This window comes from Aquimarina mycalae, assembly GCF_029906345.1.
Taxonomy (GTDB): domain Bacteria; phylum Bacteroidota; class Bacteroidia; order Flavobacteriales; family Flavobacteriaceae; genus Aquimarina.
The window spans coordinates 297585-317210 of the sequence record NZ_JARYGY010000002.1; the positions used below are offsets into that span (position 1 = coordinate 297585).

The 19626-nt window shown below is 34.2% G+C and carries 14 protein-coding genes and 1 tRNA gene; 1 reads left to right on the forward strand and 14 read right to left on the reverse strand.

The window, feature by feature from the left end; translation table 11 throughout:
* The first annotated feature begins 268 nt into the window (after window positions 1-268).
* Entirely contained in the window at window positions 269-991 is a 723-nt protein-coding gene (locus QBK95_RS05975; protein ID WP_280931579.1) for a glycosyltransferase family 2 protein, read from the forward strand.
* A gap of 154 nt (window positions 992-1145) precedes the next feature.
* Here QBK95_RS05975 and QBK95_RS05980 read toward each other — a convergent pair whose 3' ends face one another.
* From QBK95_RS05980 to QBK95_RS06045, 14 genes are all read right to left on the reverse strand, one after another.
* Window positions 1146-2330, reverse strand: a complete 1185-nt coding sequence (locus QBK95_RS05980) for an SGNH/GDSL hydrolase family protein (RefSeq protein ID WP_280931581.1) — start codon at window positions 2328-2330, stop codon at window positions 1146-1148.
* A gap of 405 nt (window positions 2331-2735) precedes the next feature.
* Window positions 2736-4565 carry a Xaa-Pro dipeptidyl-peptidase gene (locus tag QBK95_RS05985; RefSeq protein ID WP_280931583.1) on the reverse strand — a complete coding sequence of 610 codons (1830 nt, stop codon included), beginning with the start codon at window positions 4563-4565 and terminating at the stop codon, window positions 2736-2738.
* A gap of 408 nt (window positions 4566-4973) precedes the next feature.
* A tRNA-Arg gene (locus QBK95_RS05990) sits at window positions 4974-5047 on the reverse strand.
* A gap of 50 nt (window positions 5048-5097) precedes the next feature.
* Window positions 5098-5547 (reverse strand): GatB/YqeY domain-containing protein, encoded by a 450-nt coding sequence (locus tag QBK95_RS05995; protein ID WP_280931585.1) that lies wholly within the window; start codon window positions 5545-5547, stop codon window positions 5098-5100.
* 130 nt (window positions 5548-5677) lie between these two features.
* Window positions 5678-7678, reverse strand: a complete 2001-nt coding sequence (gene ftsZ, locus QBK95_RS06000) for a cell division protein FtsZ (RefSeq protein ID WP_280931587.1) — start codon at window positions 7676-7678, stop codon at window positions 5678-5680.
* Window positions 7679-7759: 81 nt separating this feature from the next.
* On the reverse strand, window positions 7760-9109 hold the full coding sequence (gene ftsA / locus QBK95_RS06005; protein ID WP_280931588.1) for a cell division protein FtsA: 1350 nt from the start codon (window positions 9107-9109) through the stop codon (window positions 7760-7762).
* A 7-nt stretch (window positions 9110-9116) separates the two neighbouring features.
* A complete protein-coding gene (locus QBK95_RS06010; RefSeq protein WP_280931590.1) occupies window positions 9117-9833 on the reverse strand; it encodes a cell division protein FtsQ/DivIB in 717 nt (238 codons plus the stop codon).
* Window positions 9830-11179, reverse strand: a complete 1350-nt coding sequence (gene murC / locus QBK95_RS06015; RefSeq protein WP_280931591.1) for a UDP-N-acetylmuramate--L-alanine ligase — start codon at window positions 11177-11179, stop codon at window positions 9830-9832. The genes QBK95_RS06010 and murC overlap by 4 nt, the downstream gene beginning before the upstream one ends.
* A gap of 3 nt (window positions 11180-11182) precedes the next feature.
* Entirely contained in the window at window positions 11183-12295 is a 1113-nt protein-coding gene (gene murG / locus QBK95_RS06020) for an undecaprenyldiphospho-muramoylpentapeptide beta-N-acetylglucosaminyltransferase (protein WP_280931593.1), read from the reverse strand.
* Complete coding sequence (locus QBK95_RS06025; RefSeq protein ID WP_280931595.1) at window positions 12292-13521, reverse strand: FtsW/RodA/SpoVE family cell cycle protein; 1230 nt, start codon at window positions 13519-13521, stop codon at window positions 12292-12294. Before QBK95_RS06025 ends, murG begins: the two co-directional genes overlap by 4 nt.
* 26 nt (window positions 13522-13547) lie before the next feature.
* On the reverse strand, window positions 13548-14882 hold the full coding sequence (gene murD / locus QBK95_RS06030; protein WP_280931597.1) for a UDP-N-acetylmuramoyl-L-alanine--D-glutamate ligase: 1335 nt from the start codon (window positions 14880-14882) through the stop codon (window positions 13548-13550).
* 1 nt (window position 14883) lies between these two features.
* Window positions 14884-16113 carry a phospho-N-acetylmuramoyl-pentapeptide-transferase gene (gene mraY, locus QBK95_RS06035; protein ID WP_280931599.1) on the reverse strand — a complete coding sequence of 410 codons (1230 nt, stop codon included), beginning with the start codon at window positions 16111-16113 and terminating at the stop codon, window positions 14884-14886.
* A 54-nt stretch (window positions 16114-16167) separates the two neighbouring features.
* Window positions 16168-17631 (reverse strand): UDP-N-acetylmuramoyl-L-alanyl-D-glutamate--2,6-diaminopimelate ligase, encoded by a 1464-nt coding sequence (locus QBK95_RS06040; protein ID WP_280931600.1) that lies wholly within the window; start codon window positions 17629-17631, stop codon window positions 16168-16170.
* Window positions 17628-19622, reverse strand: a complete 1995-nt coding sequence (locus QBK95_RS06045) for a PASTA domain-containing penicillin-binding protein (protein WP_280931602.1) — start codon at window positions 19620-19622, stop codon at window positions 17628-17630. Before QBK95_RS06045 ends, QBK95_RS06040 begins: the two co-directional genes overlap by 4 nt.
* Between the last annotated feature and the right edge of the window lie 4 nt (window positions 19623-19626).

Here is a 19626-nt window from a genome sequence, read left to right on the forward strand (position 1 = left end):
ACAAGAGATGTTATCTCTATAAATTATATCCTCAAACTTAGGAAAATATTGTTTAGTATTGATTATTGATTTATAGAATTATACATTAAAAGACGAATTTATCAATTGGGTAGAGATCTGATATATTTAAATAAACAAAATACCTCCATACGAGTCATAAAGAATCTTTTTTCATAAATTCGTGCAACAACCAAATACTAATGATAAAAAACATAAACTTCTTATCTTATCTAGCTAGCGTTGCATTAATACCTAAGCAAAATAATTAATGATAAAAAAACTCTCCATAATAATTCCTGTATACAATGAATCAGCTACCATTCATTTAATACTGGAAAAGATTAAAGCTGTTCAATTAATAAATCAAATAGAAAAAGAGATTATAATTGTAAATGATTGTTCTAAAGATAATTCGAAAGAATCAATTCAGGGTTATATCGGGAATAACAAGGAGTTAAACATTCAATATTTTGAGCACGAAACCAATAAGGGTAAGGGAGCTGCCTTGCATACTGGAATTAAAAATGCTACAGGTGAATATATGATAATCCAAGATGCAGATTTAGAATATGATCCATCTGAATATAATGACTTATTAAAGCCTGTTATAAGCGGATTCGCGGATGTAGTCTATGGTTCAAGGTTTATGGGCAGCAATCCACATAGAATTTTGTTTTTTTGGCATTCTATTGGAAATAAATTTTTAACCACTTTGTCAAATATGTTTACAAATTTGAATTTAACTGACATGGAAACATGTTATAAACTATTCAGATCGGACATTATAAAAAACCTAGACTTAAAAGAAAAAAGATTTGGTTTCGAGCCAGAAGTAACTGTCAAAATTTCTAGGATTCCCAAAATTAGAATATATGAAGTAGGGATTTCGTATTACGGAAGAACCTATGATGAAGGAAAGAAAATTGGATGGAAAGACGGAGTTCACGCTATTTATTGTATTCTAAAATACGGTCTTTTAAAAATAAAGTAAATGACCTAATCACAAATTGAAGCAGTAACTCTTGCCTAACACAACCAACCACCACATTACAAAACATATGGAGCTACAACCAATGCTAATAAAAGCATTTAGAATTATAAAAATGCGCATCGATAGTTAAACTCTATAATATCGCAACTATTTCTTATTCAGTAGCGTTGGATTTCCAGAAATTATACATCTCTCTACCAAGCATCACATAACTATTTCCTCTCATATGATCATCGTAGTTCCAATATAAATGGTTTCTAGAGGACTCTTTTGCCCTTATCAATTCGGTAAAATCTAGATAACCTATTTCTAATTTTTTACAATCTTGTGCAATGATTTTTGCATGCTTCTGATATACTGGAGTTGTTAAATCAATATAATCAGGACATTTTGTTACGCAGGCTTGTTTTTCAAACTGATAGTAGTAGTTACTAACTTGTGAACGACTTGGAATATAAAAGATAGTAAGGTTGGTGTTATATTTCTTCAAGTAATCTCGAATAAATCGCAACTTACTTTCAATATTTATCGAGGCTTTTAAAAATTTCTCTTCTTCCAAGATCCAGTTGGTTCTAAAATAATTGAAATCACCTTTTTTCATGGCATCAGCAATAACAGGTGTTACTTCTGTTTTTAATAAGGTTTCATTTGTTGTCCAAGGATTTCCAACATCGGGTACAGCTTTGTAAAAAGGTCTTCGTTCTGGCTTGAATTTAAACGGTATTGGATCTTCTGTTTTAATTTGTTCAATAATTTTTAAAAAACGAAAGTCAAATAGATTATTTTCTACAGGTTCTAGCACTGCTTGTGGAACATAATCTCGCTGAAAAGGCAAATCATTTGAGTATAAAACCATGATAACTTCATCTGGTTTATAAAGAGGTATAGCATCTTTGATAAATTTCATATATTCATTTAACCCTATACCCATCATACCACAGTTAAACACCTCTAGTTTTTCTCCTCTTTCTTCTGCTAAGGATGAAAAAGCGTTAGGTATGGTTTTTTCGGTTGTACTCATCATACCTTCCACAAAACTATCACCTACAAAAAGGATCCTTTTTTCACCCTTGGTCTTTGCAGATTTCCACTCTAAATTATCTCTAAACCCATATTGGTTAAATTCATGAACAAAAGCATAATTAGTATCTAAAGTCGACTTCCAAAGCATTTCAATATTTCTTAGGTATCCTTGCTTATTATCTGTTCTATCCAATATTTGATAATTGATTCGGTTAAAATTAGAATACTCTGGAATAGGAAAACATACCCGTAAAACGATTTCTAATAAAACAAAGGTCACAACTATATAAATAAGAGAATCCAATAACCTTTTCATTTTTACAGCTTTTAATTTTTTGAAAGTTACAGAAAATGAGACAAAGTGAATTAATTAATAGTGGTATTTAATTCTCCGTTTTAAAAAGCACCTTGAAGTTTTGGTTTTCTTTAATGATTTTATATTTCTTGACAAAACTCCACCACGAGAATTAACAAAAGAAACAAACATTTCTATAAAATAAAGAAGCGAGTTTCATTTTTTTGAAACTCGCTTTATGACCCACATTTTTTGTGATCCATCCACAATTGTAAAGTGATTAACTGATATTGATACCTTCGCGTTCCTCTTTGCAAATAGAAAACAGGCAATGCTACTCATTACGATTTTTGTTATTTGGAAAAGAAAGAGACTGGACTCTAATCCTGTCTCTTAATAAGGAGGAATAACAGCTTTACAAAGTTGTTATTGCTTTATTGCCTCTTTAAATGTTTTTAACCCTCCAATAACGGGAATAGTAATAGACGTTTCATCTAGATCAATAGTAAGCTCAGTTCCTGGTTTTGGTAATAATGTGAATTTATTATCGCTGGAAAAAATCATCACTCCAATTTGTTGTCCTTTTTTAATGACTTGATCATCTGGTTGTAAATCAAAAGACATCTCATAGAATGAGCCTGGTTTTAAAAGTTCACTTTGGGTTAAAGACTTATAATTTTGTGGATCTGCCCAACCACGAGTAATTACATTATCAGTAATTTTTGATACATTTTTTTTCCAAGGTAAAGAAACCAACCAAATTGAAAGATTGGCAGCAGGCTTACTACTTGCTAGTTTTATTTTTACTTTGGCAATTCCAGATATATGGACATCTTGAGTTAATTTTGGAGTAGTATAGAGCAAGCGATGATTAGATGTCTGTAACATCGCTAATGAATCACCTGAGAATGTATAATCATCAATTAATCTCTCCACCCCTTGTTCAGTAGGCTTTATAGTACTTAGTATACCTGCTGTCAAGCCCCCAACATTAGGAAAAAGAATTATGTCTGACGCATCTGGATTAGGATACTCCTTATATGCTATAGGATTATCTTTAGCATCATTCTCACGAACAATCCAAGCACGAGCATCTTTTTCTACGCCATTTTCTATGCCATGTAAGTATCTTGTAAACCATCTGTTCATCATTGTAATAGGTGGAGGACCACCATGACCATCTTGATGATAATAAATCTGAGATGGAATACTCATTTCTTTTGCTTTCTTATAAATTCTATAACTATGCTCGGGCATTACATTCCAGTCATTAAATCCATGGGACATCAATAAAGCAGCTTTCATAGGTTTCATATCGTTCAGGTAATCTCGACCAGCCCAAAAGTCATTATAATCGCCAGTAATTCTGTCCATACCATTTTTCATCTCTGTATCTCTTACCGTTTTATTATTATAAGGTCGCTTTGACTCATCTCCACTATGAATAAAATCGTACAGCACATCTATATCCTCTCCTAGATACCCTCCAGGAGAACGAACTAAACCATTAGATCTATAATAATGATAATACGAAGTGTTTGGCGCAATAGGAATAATCGCTTCTAATCCTTTGACTCCAGTAGTCGCAGCAGCTAATGGAATAGTTCCATTATATGAAGTCCCTGTCATTCCTACTTTTCCTGAGGACCAATAAGCACTGACCTTATTTATTCCCACTGGATCTGTATACCCATCAATACGACCACATAGCCAATCAATTACTGCTTTTGGAGCTAACGATTCATTATCACCTCCTACTGTAGGAGCTCCTTGTGATAATCCCGTGCCTGGAGAAGAAGAATGTACCACAATATATCCTCTTGGAATCCATTTATTTATATGTGAATTAGAAATAATAGGTCTTTTACCTCTACGAATAACTTCTGTATGTGTTCTCGGTTTTGGTTGTGCTCCGATCTCATGATGCACATCCCAAAACAATCCTTCAATATTAGCCGCGACTCCTGCAAAATATGGGCTAGAAACATAAACAACAGGTAGTTTCAAATCTTCTGTTTCTGTTTGATATGGGCGAGTTACAGCAACATGCATTCTGTCTAGTTTTCCATCTCCATCAGTATCAAATTCCGTAGGTACCCATAGGTCATGACGAATCCATTTATCTGGTGTATTAAAAGCTTCTACTATTTGCGCTTCGCCATCCTTAAATACTGGAACTGCTTTTTCTTGGGCATGTATAGTGGTTAGTAAGAATAGAAATAATAGCAGAAAATGCGTATTGATTTTATGAGTCATGGTTATGGTAATTTATTAATAAAATCATCTTAAAGTCAGAAGGCTAAGATTACAGTATAAAACGATAATATATTAACTGTATTGAACAAATATAGAATAGAAATACCAATTATCTTATATTTATAAAAGAGAAAGGGACGATGTTTACATTATTTTATGACAAGAAGTGAATATACTATTACCTTCTGATAATAAGTATTTTAAACAAAGATTCTCTATAGCACTTAAAAATTTGCGTATTTCAAAAATAATAACTTCCTAAGTTTCAAAGAAGAAAGTCAACTTCCTTGAAAACCAGATTAACTTAGTTGATACCTTAACATTCCTTATTGTGAATAGAAAATTATAAAGTTTTGTTTTTTTCGAAAAACAAAGAACCACATTGTTAGTGTGGTTCTTTAATTATAGTGACCGCGAAGGGATTCAAACCCCCAACCCTCAGAGCCGAAATCTGATGCGCTATTCAGTTGCGCCACGCGGCCTATTCACATCTCCAATCCTTCTTAAGAAAGAGAAGAACGATGTTTTTTACTTATGATAATTTACTTTTTACAATGGTAGAAATTGTTTTTCCATCTGCTTTACCTGCTAATTGACCAGAAGCCATTCCCATTACTTTGCCCATATCTTTCATACCTGCAGCACCAGTTTTGGCAATAATATCGACTATTATTTTTTCTATTTCTTCCTCACTCATTTGCTCAGGTAAAAACTGTTCGATTACCTTAGCTTGATCCAATTCTGGTTGCGCTAGATCATCTCTACCTTGTTCCGTAAAAATAGCTGCACTATCCTTACGCTGTTTTACCTGCTTTTGTAATAGTTTCAATTCCTGATCTTCTGTCAATTCTTCTTTAGCTCCACTTTCTGTCTGAGCTAATAAAATAGCAGATTTAATCGCTCGCAATGATGTTAAAGCATTAGTGTCCTTAGCTTTCATTGCTTCTTTCATAGCGGTCATTACTTTTGCCTGTAAACTCATAGATAATTGGTTTTAATCTTTTGGATTGCGAAGATAAAAAATAAACCGATACTCTTTATTTAGATTATCGGTTTAGTTTGTCTATTGGTATTAAATTTTGGATTCCAGTCTTAACTAGAATTACAAACCTTTAGTCTACATTATCATGCAGAAAAGAATTATTTTTTCGTAATTGAATATCATCATTACTATCTGTTCCCAAAGAAGTTCTGGATAGCTCTGAAGATTCGGGTTTAGAATCCACATCTAACCCAGCACGTTTGTAAGCAGGTTCTTTTTCTATATCATCTATATTAGAAGCATTATTTCTAAACTTATAATTAAACTCCTTCATTTTAGCTCTTCTTTCCGCAGCTCTAGCCTTTAAAGTTTCAGAAATTGGTTGATCTATTGGATCTGCATTTTCTGAAGATTCAGGTTCTGGAGAAGGAGCAATTGTTTTTTTCTCAAAAATCACTTCTTTATCCTCTTCTAAAACCTCTGCTGCTGGTTTGGCTTCTGTTAGTCTTTTTTCTTCCTCCATATATTCTTCAAGACTATATTTACGAACACCATCAGATGTTGTTTCACCAGTAGGAACTACTTCAATAGGGTCATTTACTTCAACCTCTAAAATATCATCCGTAAGATCAAAAACAATTGGTTTCTCATCTTCCTCAACTTGCGGAGTAGTAGAAGAATGATCTACAACTGGAGCAGTATCAATTTCTTCAGTATTTCCTCCAACTGGCATATCAAATGCCAATGTAAACTGATCTTCCTCTTCTTTTTTGCTTGCTGCTTCTGCTATTTCATTTGCATCATTTACTTCAATTTGATTAATGATGTCTTGCGCATTAATAATCACAAAATCATTTTCTGCAGAGAATGCACTTACTTCCTCATGATCAACCACTTTTATATTTTTAAGAAACTCAGTAGTTGGCAACAACAAAGATTCATTGATATCTTCTTCCTCTTCTTCTATCAATTCATGCTTTATAATCACTGGCTCCTCTTTTATCTCTTCTTTTTGAGGTATTGATGACAAATCGGGAGTGGTTTTTGCCGTTGATTTTGGAGTTAAATCTTGAGTCGTTGCACGTTGTTCCTCCTCGAGTGTATGAATGATTTTTTTAGTTTCGGTATTTACAATTTCATCTTGTTGTTCTACATCAAATCCTGTAGCAATCACAGTAACAGAAATTGCATCTTCTAAAGACTCATCTTCTCCAACACCCATAATGATATTAGCGCCATGACCAGCCTCTTGCTGAATATGATCATTAATTTCTCCTATCTCATCGATTGTAATTTCTTCTTTTCCAGAAACGATCAATAGCAACACATTTTTAGCCCCTGTAATTTTATTATCATTAAGCAACGGTGAGTCTAATGCTTTTACAATGGCATCGTGAGCACGTTTGGCACCAGAGGCATTAGCAGACCCCATTATTGCCGTACCACTATTGCTAAGTACAGTTTTAGCATCACGTAAATCAATATTTTGAGTATAGTGATGTGTTATTACTTCTGCGATTCCACGGGATGCAGTGGCAAGTACTTCATCTGCTTTAGAGAAACCTGCTTTAAAACCTAAATTACCGTAGACCTCTCTAAGTTTGTTATTATTAATAACTACTAAAGAATCCACATGAGCACGAAGTTTTTCTACACCCAATTGCGCTTGTTCGTTACGCATTTTTCCTTCGAACTGAAATGGAATTGTTACAATACCGACAGTAAGGATATCTAACTCCCTTGCCATTTTAGCAATGATAGGCGCTGCTCCTGTACCTGTTCCTCCACCCATACCAGCAGTGATAAATATCATCTTGGTATTGGTATCCAACATTCGTTTAATCTCTTCGTAGCTTTCTACTGCAGACTGCTCTCCCACTTCTGGGTTAGCACCTGCTCCTAATCCTTCTGTAAGAGACACTCCCAACTGTATCTTATTAGGGATAGGACTATTTTCTAATGCTTGCGCATCTGTATTACAAATAACGAAATCAACTCCTTTGATTCCCTGCTGGAACATATGATTAATGGCATTGCTACCACCACCTCCAACTCCAATAACTTTAATTACATTTGATTGATTCTTGGGTAAATCAAAAGAAATGTTCTCGAACTCCTCGTTGTTACTCATAATTGCTAATTTTCTTGTTCTCTTACTTTTATTTTTTTAATATCTTCTTATGTTCAAAATTGAACTATATACGTTTTCCTACTACTCTGCATTATCTAAAAACTCCTTGAATTTCTCTGTCCATTTTTCAAGGATATTTTTTCTTGGTCTATTATCTACTACTGGTTTCTCTTCTTCAATTCCTTCTCCAGCAATAGCGGTAGTTTCTTCATTTAATTCTTCTTCTACCAAAGCTTCTTTAATTGCGGCTTTTTTCTGTTTTCCAATGTGAACCAGACTATCCATTACCAACCCAACCGCTGTGGCATACATGGGGCTTGTGGTTTCTGGATCACTATTGCCTGCTAAATGCTCGTTAGGATATCCTATACGAGTATCCATACCAGTAATATATTCTACAAGTTGTTTTAAGTGCTTTAACTGAGATCCTCCTCCTGTTAGCACAATCCCTGCAATTAACTTCTTTTTTGGAGATTCATGGCCGTAATTTTTAATCTCCAAAAAGACCTGTTCTATAATTTCTACTACACGAGCATGAATAATTTTAGACAAGTTTTTTAGTGTTATCTCTTTTGGTTCTCTTCCTCTTAATCCAGGAATAGAAACAATTTCGTTATCCTTATTTTCTCCTGGCCAAGCAGATCCAAATTTAATTTTAAGCAGTTCTGCCTGTTTTTCTATAATAGAACAACCCTCTTTGATATCTTCAGTAATTACATTTCCTCCAAACGGTATTACAGCAGTATGACGAATAATTCCATCTTTAAAGATTGCAAGATCTGTAGTTCCACCTCCTATATCAATCAATGCTACACCTGCTTCTTTTTCTTCCTGACTTAATACTGCGTTAGCAGAGGCCAAAGGTTCTAAGGTCACATCTGATAACTCTAATCCAGAACTCTTTACACATCTCCCGATATTACGAATAGAAGTTACCTGACCTACCACAACATGAAAGTTGGCTTCAAGTCGTCCTCCATACATCCCTACGGGCTCTTTAATTTCGGCTTGACCATCCACTTTATATTCTTGCGGCAATACATGTAAGATCTCTTCACCTGGTAACATTACCAATTTATGTACCTGATTACATAAAGTATCGATATCTTCTTCATCAATAACTGCATCTGCATTAGGACGTGTTATATAGTCACTGTGCTGTAAACTTCTTATATGTTGGCCAGCTATACCTACTGTTACTTCACTAATTTTCATTCCAGAAACACTCTCTGCTTCCTGAACTGCTTGTTGTATGGATTGTATAGTTTGCGTGATATTATTTACTACACCACGATGTACACCAAGGCTTTTGGATTTACCAACACCCAATACTTCCATCTTTCCATACTCATTATATCTCCCTACCATAGCAACAATCTTTGTTGTTCCTATGTCTAATCCTACCGCTATTTCATGTTCTTCTCTTCCCATATTGGTATTATTTTAATGTACACACAACTTGGTTACTAAATTGTAAACTGACTTTTTTATATTTATTCAAGCTTTGATCTTTTAAAGCTTTTTGATAAAAAGCTTTAAAATTTTTAACCTTATCATTCAAATGTTCTACTTTTCCAAAAATCACTTTAAAATCAAATACTCGTAGTCCCAACTCATAGTCTCCCTGTACATTTCGATAGATGCTAATCACGTGTTTTTTTAAAAACTCATCATCCTGAATTTTTTTCAACAACGGAAAAATTTCCGAAACTTCTCTTTCTGAAACATTACTAACAAGAGGAACATGAGCTGAATAATTATCCGATAATGGCATCGTATTACCTGTAACATCAACGTAAAAAGGAACAACCGCATTCACTCTAGCAATTGGAGTTCGCTGCTTGATTCGTGCCTTAAGTTGTCCGTTTACAGTAAGATACACATCTGAATCTTCAATCATTTTGTGTGCATCCAGCCCCTTCTCTACAATATTCAAAACTAAAATTTCTTTACCTACGTCCGTCACTCCTACCTGATTTTGTATTAACAATTTATTAACCGTTAATTCATTGATGTATGGATTCTGTTCTTTAACGAATTCTATCTCTACTGCTTTGATCTTTCTTTTTTCATTTCGATTGCCTGTAAATGCAAAGAGAAACACTACTAATGCAATAAGACTCAAAAATTTTATATATACTAACATCTTCCTCATACTCCCAATAATGCTTTTTTAATATGATTTACTTCTTCGCCTATATCTCCTGCTCCTACGGTTGCGATGACTTGAGCATTACTTTTTAAAACTTCTTCTATTAAATTATCTTTTGTAACTAATTTTTTGTTTTTTACATCTATCATTCCCATTAACCATTCTGAGGTTATCCCTTCAATAGGTAACTCTCTTGCTGGATAAATATCTAATAACAGTAGTTGATCAAACTGACTCAAACTTTCTGCGAAATCAGATGCAAAATCCTGTGTTCTACTATATAAATGCGGCTGAAAAATCGCCAACACTTCTTTTTCCGGATGCATTTCTCTGATTGCTTGATGTAGCGCATTAATCTCTGTAGGATGATGGGCATAATCATCTACATATATCAAGTTATCCGTTTTAATTTGGTAACTAAAACGTCTTTGAACTCCCTTAAAGGAAAATAAAGCCTTTGCTATAGCTGCGGTCGGGGAGCCGTAAAGCATAGCCATAGCAAAGGCTGTGATAGCATTTAACAAGTTGTGTTTACCTGGCAGGTTTAAATGCAAATCCTTAATGAGTTGAGTTGGTGTTTTTAAATCAAAAATGTATGTACCGTTATCAATTCTAATATTCTGAGCACAATACTGTGAATCATCCTCAATTCCATACGAAATTCCAGAAAGTGGTAATCCATTACACACTAAAAGGTGATCTTTTGCTCTGGATGAAAATTCTACAAAGGATTCTTCTAAAGCGTTTGCTTTTTTATAAATATCCAAATGATCTGCATCCATAGAGGTAATTGCTGCGATATCCGGATATAATTGCAAAAATGATCTATCAAATTCGTCAGCTTCTACTACTACTACTTCATTTCCTTCTAATATCAGGTTAGAATTATAGTTTTCACTAATTCCACCTAAAAAGGCAGTTACCTTAGCCCCACTTTCTTTTAATAAGTGTGCCAAAATTGCTGTTGTAGTGGTTTTTCCATGAGTTCCTGCTACGGCCAATGTATAGGTTCCTTGAGTGATAATACCTAATATCTCAGCCCTCTTTTTAACTGAAAACCCACGATCTTTTACATAATTTAATTCTGCATGAGTTTCTGGAATAGCTGGTGTATAAATAACCAATGTTTCTTCTGTATTTAAAAATGACTTTGGAATTGCTTCTACATCATCTTTAAAATGAATCTGAACTCCTAGTTCTTCTAAATCTTTTGTAATTTTTGTTGGAGTCTTATCGTATCCTGCAACATTTTTACCCAAAAACTTAAAATATCGTGCAATAGCACTCATACCGATACCACCGATACCTATAAAATATATATTCTTTATGTTTTCTAAATTGTTATTCATTCTTCAATTCAGAGAGTTTTCTGATCCTATTAATTGCTCTATTTCATTAACTATATCTTTGGTAGCATCGGGTAATGCCAATTTCTTTATCGCATGCTTCAATTTTATTTGCATTGCTTCTGATTCCAGCAATTGTGAGATGGTTTTCTGAAATTTATCATCAAGCTCGTTCTCTTTTAACATTTTTGCTCCATTTTGACTCACAATAGCATTCGCATTTTTTGTTTGGTGATCCTCTGCTACATTAGGAGACGGAATAAACAATGTTGGTTTTGCCACAATACATAATTCTGAAACGGAACTTGCTCCTGCTCTTGAAACAATAACATCAGCCGCTGCATATGCTAAATCCATTGTGTCTAAAAACTGATGTACTTGAATATCCCTATTAGCATCGTGTTTTTTATACTCATCATAATATAACTTGCCACACTGCCATATCACTTGAATTCCTTTTTGCTCAAAAAAATCAAGTTCTTTTTCTATCAATTGATTGATTCTTCTAGCACCCAGACTTCCTCCTATAACAAGAACAGTTTTCTTTTCGTCGTCCAAATTATACTTAGAAATTCCTTGTTTTCTTTTACTATCTATTTCCAACAAATCTTGGCGTACTGGATTTCCTGTTTTAATCACTTTATCTTTTGGAAAAAAACGTTCCATATCATCATACGCAACACATATTTTATTAGCTCCTTTTGCCAACCATTTATTTGTAATTCCTGGAAACGAATTTTGCTCCTGAAGTACAGTTGGAACCTTTGCAGAATTAGCCATTTTTAATAAGGGCCCACTTGCAAAACCTCCTGTACCAATTACAACATCAGGTTTGAATCTTTTGATAATCTTTCTCGATCTCCAAAGGCTACTTATCAATTTTATTGGAAACAAAAGATTACTTATTGTTAACTTGCGTTGAATCCCACTAATCCACAAGCCTTCTATTTTATAACCCGCTTGAGGCACTTTTTGCATTTCCATACGATCTTTAGCTCCAACGAACAAAATTGAAGCTTCTGGATACCTGTTTTTTAATTCATTGGCAATAGAAATTGCAGGATAAATATGTCCTCCTGTTCCTCCTCCTGATAATATGACTCTTGGTTGTTGCTTCATATTGCTTCACTCAAAACTTCTAATGGATTATCTTCTTTTTCATTTATGTCTGCTGTTTTCTTATTCATTGCATCAGACTCTTCTTCTAACATAGACTCTCTTTTACTACTAATACTTAATACCATCCCGATTGCCATACAAGTCATCCAAATAGAAGTACCACCACTACTAACTAAAGGAAGTGTCTGACCAGTTACAGGAAATAATTCTACAGCAACTGCCATATTAATCAATGCCTGAAAAACTATAGGCAGTCCTACACCAATGACCAATAACTTACCAAATACATCAGTGCTTTTATGAGCTACAATGACAAGTCTAAACAAAAGCATTAAATAAAGAAACATTAGAAAAACGCCTCCAACTAACCCCCATTCTTCTATAATAATCGCATAAATAAAATCTGATGATGATTGCGGTAAGAAATTTCTCTGTACACTTTTACCAGGACCTTTTCCTACAACTCCTCCTCTTGCTATTGCTATTTTTGCACGCTCTATCTGATAGTCTTCTGGAGTATCTTTATCATTGAAAAAGTTTTCAGCTCTGCTCACCCAAGTATCTACTCTATTAGGGAATGCATCTGGAAATGCTTTTGCTGTTAAAATAAAAAATGTGAGTGCCAATAAACCTGTTCCTAGCACTACCATAATATATCGTAACGGATAACCTCCTAAAAACACCAGCATAATTACCATAGAAAAAATAATAGCTGCTGTAGAGAAATTAGCGGGCAAAATTAACATTAAGATTATAAATACTGGTAACCAAAGTGGAATCAATGATTCCTTAAAAGTTACTTTTTTATCTCTAATTTTTGACAAATACCTTGCTACATAAGCCATTAAAACTACTGCCGCTAACGTAGATGTCTGAAAGGTCACCCCAACGAATGGTAACCGAATCCATCTACTTGCATTAGCGCCTCCTATGGTTGTATTCTGAGCCATCGTAAACAACAACAAGACCACAACTACTGGCAACATAATAATCGAAAGTCCTTTAAAATAATGATAGGGTATTTTATGAACCCAGTACATAATCCCAAAACCTAAAAGTAAATGTGCGAAATGTTTTACCAAGAACACAAAAGTATTTCCATCCCCATATAAATATGCCAAGTTACTACTAGCACTATACACAGGAAGAAATGAAAACAACGCTAGGAGAGCAACAATTGCCCAAATTACCTTATCTCCTTTTATATTCTTTAAAACCTTAGTCATTTATATTATTACTTGTTTTTATCGTATTACAATTCTCTTACAGCCTCTTTAAACTGTCTTCCTCTTTCCTCATAGTTTTTAAACAAATCAAAACTTGCACACGCTGGTGACAACAGTACATTTTCATTACGCTCTGCAATCTTATACGCCATATTCACAGCATCTTTCATAGATTGTGTTTCTATAATATTATCAACACAGTTACCAAAGGCATTAATTACTTTACTATTATCAACACCAAGGCAGATAATTGCTTTTACTTTTTCATTTACCAGAGGATATAATTCGGTATAATCATTCCCTTTATCAACACCTCCAACAATCCATACCGTTGATGATTTCATAGCATCCAACGCATAAAAAGTAGCATTTACATTAGTCGCTTTAGAGTCATTTATATATTGTACATTATTAATCTTCAATACACTCTCTAACCTATGTTCTACTCCATGAAAATTCTCAAGACATTCTCGAATAGTTGTCTTTCTAATTTTCAATAACTGTGATACCGTGGCAGCTGCCATTGCATTTTTCACGTTATGATTTCCTTTTAATGCTAAATCTTTTGTTGGCATGATAAATTCGTTGTTGTCAATTATTATTTTTATATTTTTTCCTTCCAAATACGCTCCATTCTGCACCTTTTTCTTTAATGAAAATGGTAGTAATTTTGAACGAATAGGATGCTCTTCTATATACTTTGCAATTACATCATCATCTTGGTCATAGATGAAATAATCACTTTCCGTTTGATTCATTGTAATCCTGAACTTCGAAGCGATATAATTTTCGAACTTATATTCATATCGATCTAAGTGATCTGGAGTAATATTAGTTATCACCGCAATATTTGGTGTAAATTCTTTGATGCCATCAAGCTGAAAACTACTTAACTCTAACACATAATATGGAGTATCATTTTCTGCCACTTGTTTAGCAAAACTATCTCCAATATTTCCCGCCATACTAATATCTAAACCTCCATTCTTAAGCACATGATGTGTAAGCATTGTAGTAGTTGTTTTTCCATTACTTCCAGTTACTCCAATGATCTTTGCTGATGTGAACTTTGAGGCAAATTCTATCTCAGACACTACAGGTATTCCTTTCTCAAGTAGTTTTTTAATCAAGGCTACTTTATCTGGAATTCCAGGACTTTTCATAACTATATCTGCATTTAGAATTTTATCTTCAGTATGCTTTTGCTCCTCCCATTCGATTTCAAAATTTCTAAGAACTTCTTTATAATGATCTGTAATTGTTCCTTTATCAGAAACAAACACATTAAATCCTTCTTTTTTACCCAAAATAGCCGTTCCTACTCCACTCTCTCCCGCTCCAAGTACTACTAGCTTTCTCACCTTATCTTACTTTTAAAGTAATTACAGCAATGATTGCCAGAAAAATTCCTATAATCCAAAACCTAGCAACAATCTTACTTTCATGTATTCCTTTCTTTTGGTAATGATGGTGTAATGGTGACATCAGAAATATTCTTCGTCCTTCGCCATATTTCTTACGAGTATATTTAAACCAACTTACTTGCATCATTACAGATAAAGTTTCTATAAAAAAGATTCCGCATACGATTGGAATCAAAAATTCTTTTCTAATAGCTATAGCAATAACCGCTATTATCCCTCCTATTGTTAAACTACCAGTATCGCCCATAAACACTTGAGCTGGATAGGTATTATACCATAAGAATCCAACCAATGCACCTGCAAACGCAGCAATATAAATTGTCATTTCACCTGAATTAGGGATGTACATCACATTCAGATAATCTGAAAAAACAATATTACCCGACACCCACGCAAATAATGCCAACGTAAGCACAATGATCGCGGATGAACCTGCCGCTAATCCATCAATTCCGTCGGTAAGATTGGCTCCATTAGAAACAGCGGTCACGATAAAAATTACAATTGGAATAAAAACCAACCAAGCATATTTACTTAAACCAGGACTGATCCAAGTGATTAAACTAGCATAGTCAAACTCGTTATTTTTAATAAACGGTAAGGTTGTTTTTGTAGATTTGATTGCAGGGTTAAAATCAGATTGATTCTCTGTAGTCACAACTTGCTCAATATCAGAAGCTGGTTTTTCTTCTTTGATAGTAATATCATCATGAAAATACATTGTACAACCTACTATAAGACCAAGGCCAACCTGCCCTATTACTTTAAACCTGCCTGCTAAGCCTTCCTTGTCTTTCTTTTTTATTTTTAAGTAATCATCGGTAAAACCTATAGCTCCCATCCATAGAGTAGTTATGATCAAAAGAATGATGTATATATTATCAAGCTTAGCAAAAAGTAGCGCAGGAACGAGTGTAGCTAAAATTATGATGATACCTCCCATTGTTGGGGTACCAGCTTTCTCTGCTTGCCCATCCAATCCAAGCTCCCTAATACTTTCTCCCATTTGCTTTCTTTGAAGGAAGTTTATGATTCGTTTTCCATAAATCGTAGAGATCAGCAGAGACAAAATAATTGCCATTGCCGCTCTAAACGTAATAAACTGAAACAATGACGCTCCAGGAAACTGATATTCACTCTCTAGATATTGAAACAAATAGTATAACATATATATCATCACCTTTTGCATTACCCCTAACAAGGCCTTACAGAAAGGATTTATTTATTTTCCTAGTTTTTTTAATTCTTCTCTTACAATTTCAAAATCATTGAAATCAATTCGTTCACCATTGGTCTCTTGATAGGTTTCATGCCCTTTTCCAGCGATCAAAATAATATCATTTTCGTCTGCTAATTGACAGGCTGTTCTTATCGCTTGCTTTCTATCAGTGATTGACAGTATTTTTTTATAATTCTGTGGTTCTACTCCTTTTTCTATATCTTCAATAATCTGAACAGGATTCTCCGTTCTAGGATTATCACTGGTAAACACTACCTTATTACTTAATATCGTAGCGATATTACCCATCACAGGTCTTTTTGTTTTATCTCTATCACCTCCACAACCGACTACAGTAATTAGAGTTTCATTATTGGTTCGAATATTATTAATTGTTTCTAACACATTTTTTAACGCATCTGGTGTATGCGCATAATCAACAATAGCGGTTATTTTTTTTTCTGAAATCAGGTATTGAAATCTCCCACTAACACTTTCTAGATCACTTAACAACTGTAATATTTCAAGAGTTTCAAGCCCTAATAACTCTGCTGTTCCAAAAATTGCTAATAGATTATATGCGTTAAAACTTCCTATCAACTTTGTCCAAACTTCATGGTCATTCAGTTTTAACAATAACCCTCCTAGATTATTTTCAAGAATCTGCCCTCTAAAATCTGCATATGATTTTAATGCATATGTATATTGTTTCGCCTTTGTATTCTGAAGCATAAAGCTTCCGTTTTTGTCATCATGATTAACCAAGGCAAAAGCTTTATTACTTAATTCATCAAAGAACACCTTCTTCACATCACGATACTCCTTAAATGTATTATGATAATCTAGGTGATCATGAGATAGATTAGTAAAAACACCTCCTTCAAACACCAAACCTGCCGTACGTTTTTGATCAATCCCGTGAGAACTTACTTCCATAAAACAATACTCAACACCTGCCATATTCATTTCCTTGAGATAATGATTTATGGTTAAAGAATCTGGAGTAGTATGTGTTGCTTTGTACGCTATATCATCTACTAAAATCTTCACAGTAGAAAGTAAGCCAACTTTATAACCAGCCATTTTAAAGAGTTGATACAATAATGTGGCTATGGTAGTTTTACCATTGGTACCAGTTACTCCAACAAGTTTTAAATTTTCTGAAGGTGTACCATAATAGTTAGCAGCTATTATTGCCAAGGCTTTCTGGGCATCTTCTACCTGCACATACACTATACCATCTACCATAATCTCAGGCATCTCCTCACATATAACACCTATAGCTCCTTTATCAATAGCTTTTTCTATATACTTGTGCCCATCAACAATACTACCGCGTATGGCTACAAAAATATCATCCTGATTGATTTTTCGAGAGTCGAATTCAACCTTATTAATGCGCGTAGTTGTATCACCAACAACAGCGTTGATAGGAACTTTATATAAAATATCTTTTAATTCAATCACGATAACTCTATCCTAACAGTTTGATTTGTTTGCACTTTGGTTCCTGGTTCTATTGATTGGCTCTTCACTTTTCCTGAGCCTTTTACTTCTACTCTTAATCCCATGTTCTCTAAAAGAGAAATAACATCCATAGCTGGCATTCCTTTTACGTTTGGCATGATGGTTTTATATTTTCTTGCTTTCTGAAAATACCCCTCATAACTCTCGTTAACCCCTTTACTTTCTACAATCGAAGAAGACACCTCATCCACCACAGGAATATCATTATATACTTTTAATGCTATAGTTTTAAAAACAGGTGCTGCAACAATATTACCGTAGTATCCTTTTTCTTTATTTGGTTTATGAATAACTACAATACAAGAATATCTAGGATCATCGGCTGGAAAATATCCAGCAAAAGATGAGATATACTCCCGTTCCTTATCTTTTCCATAATTACCCCAGCAGGTACCCGTTTTTCCAGCTATCTGAAAATTAGTTGTATTAATATTATCTGCAGTTCCTCTAACCACTACATTCTTCATCATCTCCTGAACAATTTTTGCTGTCTCTTTAGAACAAATTGCAGGGTTTAATATCTCTTTATCAAATTTCTCTTTTGTTTTATCCCAAGCTCTTACTTCTTTTATAAACCTAGGCTTAACCATTTCTCCATTGTTAGCAATTGCATTATAAAAAGCCAACGTTTGCAAAGGAGTAACCGCAACACCGTATCCGTGAGCCATCCAAGGCAATGTAGTACCATACCAATCTTTATCGCCTGGATATGGGATTTTGGGTTTACCTTCTCCTTTAATAGATAACCCTAGTGTTTTATGCAATCCCATATTCATTAATCGGTTCACAAATTTTTTAGGATCTTCTTTATAATTCTCATTAATTATTTTAGCAAACGCTGTATTGGATGACAACTCAAATGCCTTTGCGGCCGATATTTTTCCGTATCCTCCCCATTTAGAATCTCTAACAATTCGATCATAAAACTTTACACGTCCATTTTCTGTATCTACAACATAGCTTGAATCAATTACCTTATCTTCTAAAGCAGCTACCATTGCCATAAGTTTAAAAGTAGAACCAGGTTCATGAGATTCTCCTACAGCATAATTTAGCTTTTCATAATACTTACCTGACTTAGTACGACCTAGGTTAGAAATTGCTTTAATTTCTCCAGTCCGAGTTTCCATAACAACAACTGTCCCATGTTCAGCTTCAAATTTCTCTAATTGTGCTAACAATGCATGATGTGTTATATCTTGGACATTTACATCAATGGTAGAAATCACATCATACCCATCCTGTGGTTCTACTTCATTAGCATCACCTATAGGTTTCCATTGATTTTTTGCTATTTTTTGTTTTTTGCGTTTCCCTTCTTTTCCTCTCAAAAAAGGCCCATAAGCACCCTCTAATCCTACTCTAGTATAATACCCTTGTTCATCACGACGTTCGTATCCTACTGTTCTTTCGGCTATCTTACCAATAGGATGTTCACGTATGGTACGTTGCTCCACAATCAATCCACCTCGATTTGCACCATATTTAAATAAAGGAAATTTCTTTACTCTCATATATTGAGAGTATCCAAGGTTTCTACGGACTAGAAAATATCTGTTTTTATTATCACGTGCTCTCCTTAACACATCATCATAATGCTCTGAAGATTTTCCGAATTCTTTGGATAATGCCTTCGACAACTCGGTTATATTCTCTCTAAAATCTTTATCTGTAACTGTAACTGCATCAAATCGGATGTCATATTTAGGTACCGAGGTTGCCAGCAAATTACCTTTACTATCATAGAGGTTCCCTCTATTAGCAGGAATGTCAAAGGTTTTAAAAACACGTTGTTCGCCTTTAGCACGATACATATCACCTTCTACGAATTGCGTTTTTACCAGCTTTACCATAACCAGAATCGCAAAGATGAACATACATCCTGCGATGAAGTACAACCTATTTAATATGTTTTTATCTTTTATTGCCAAAACA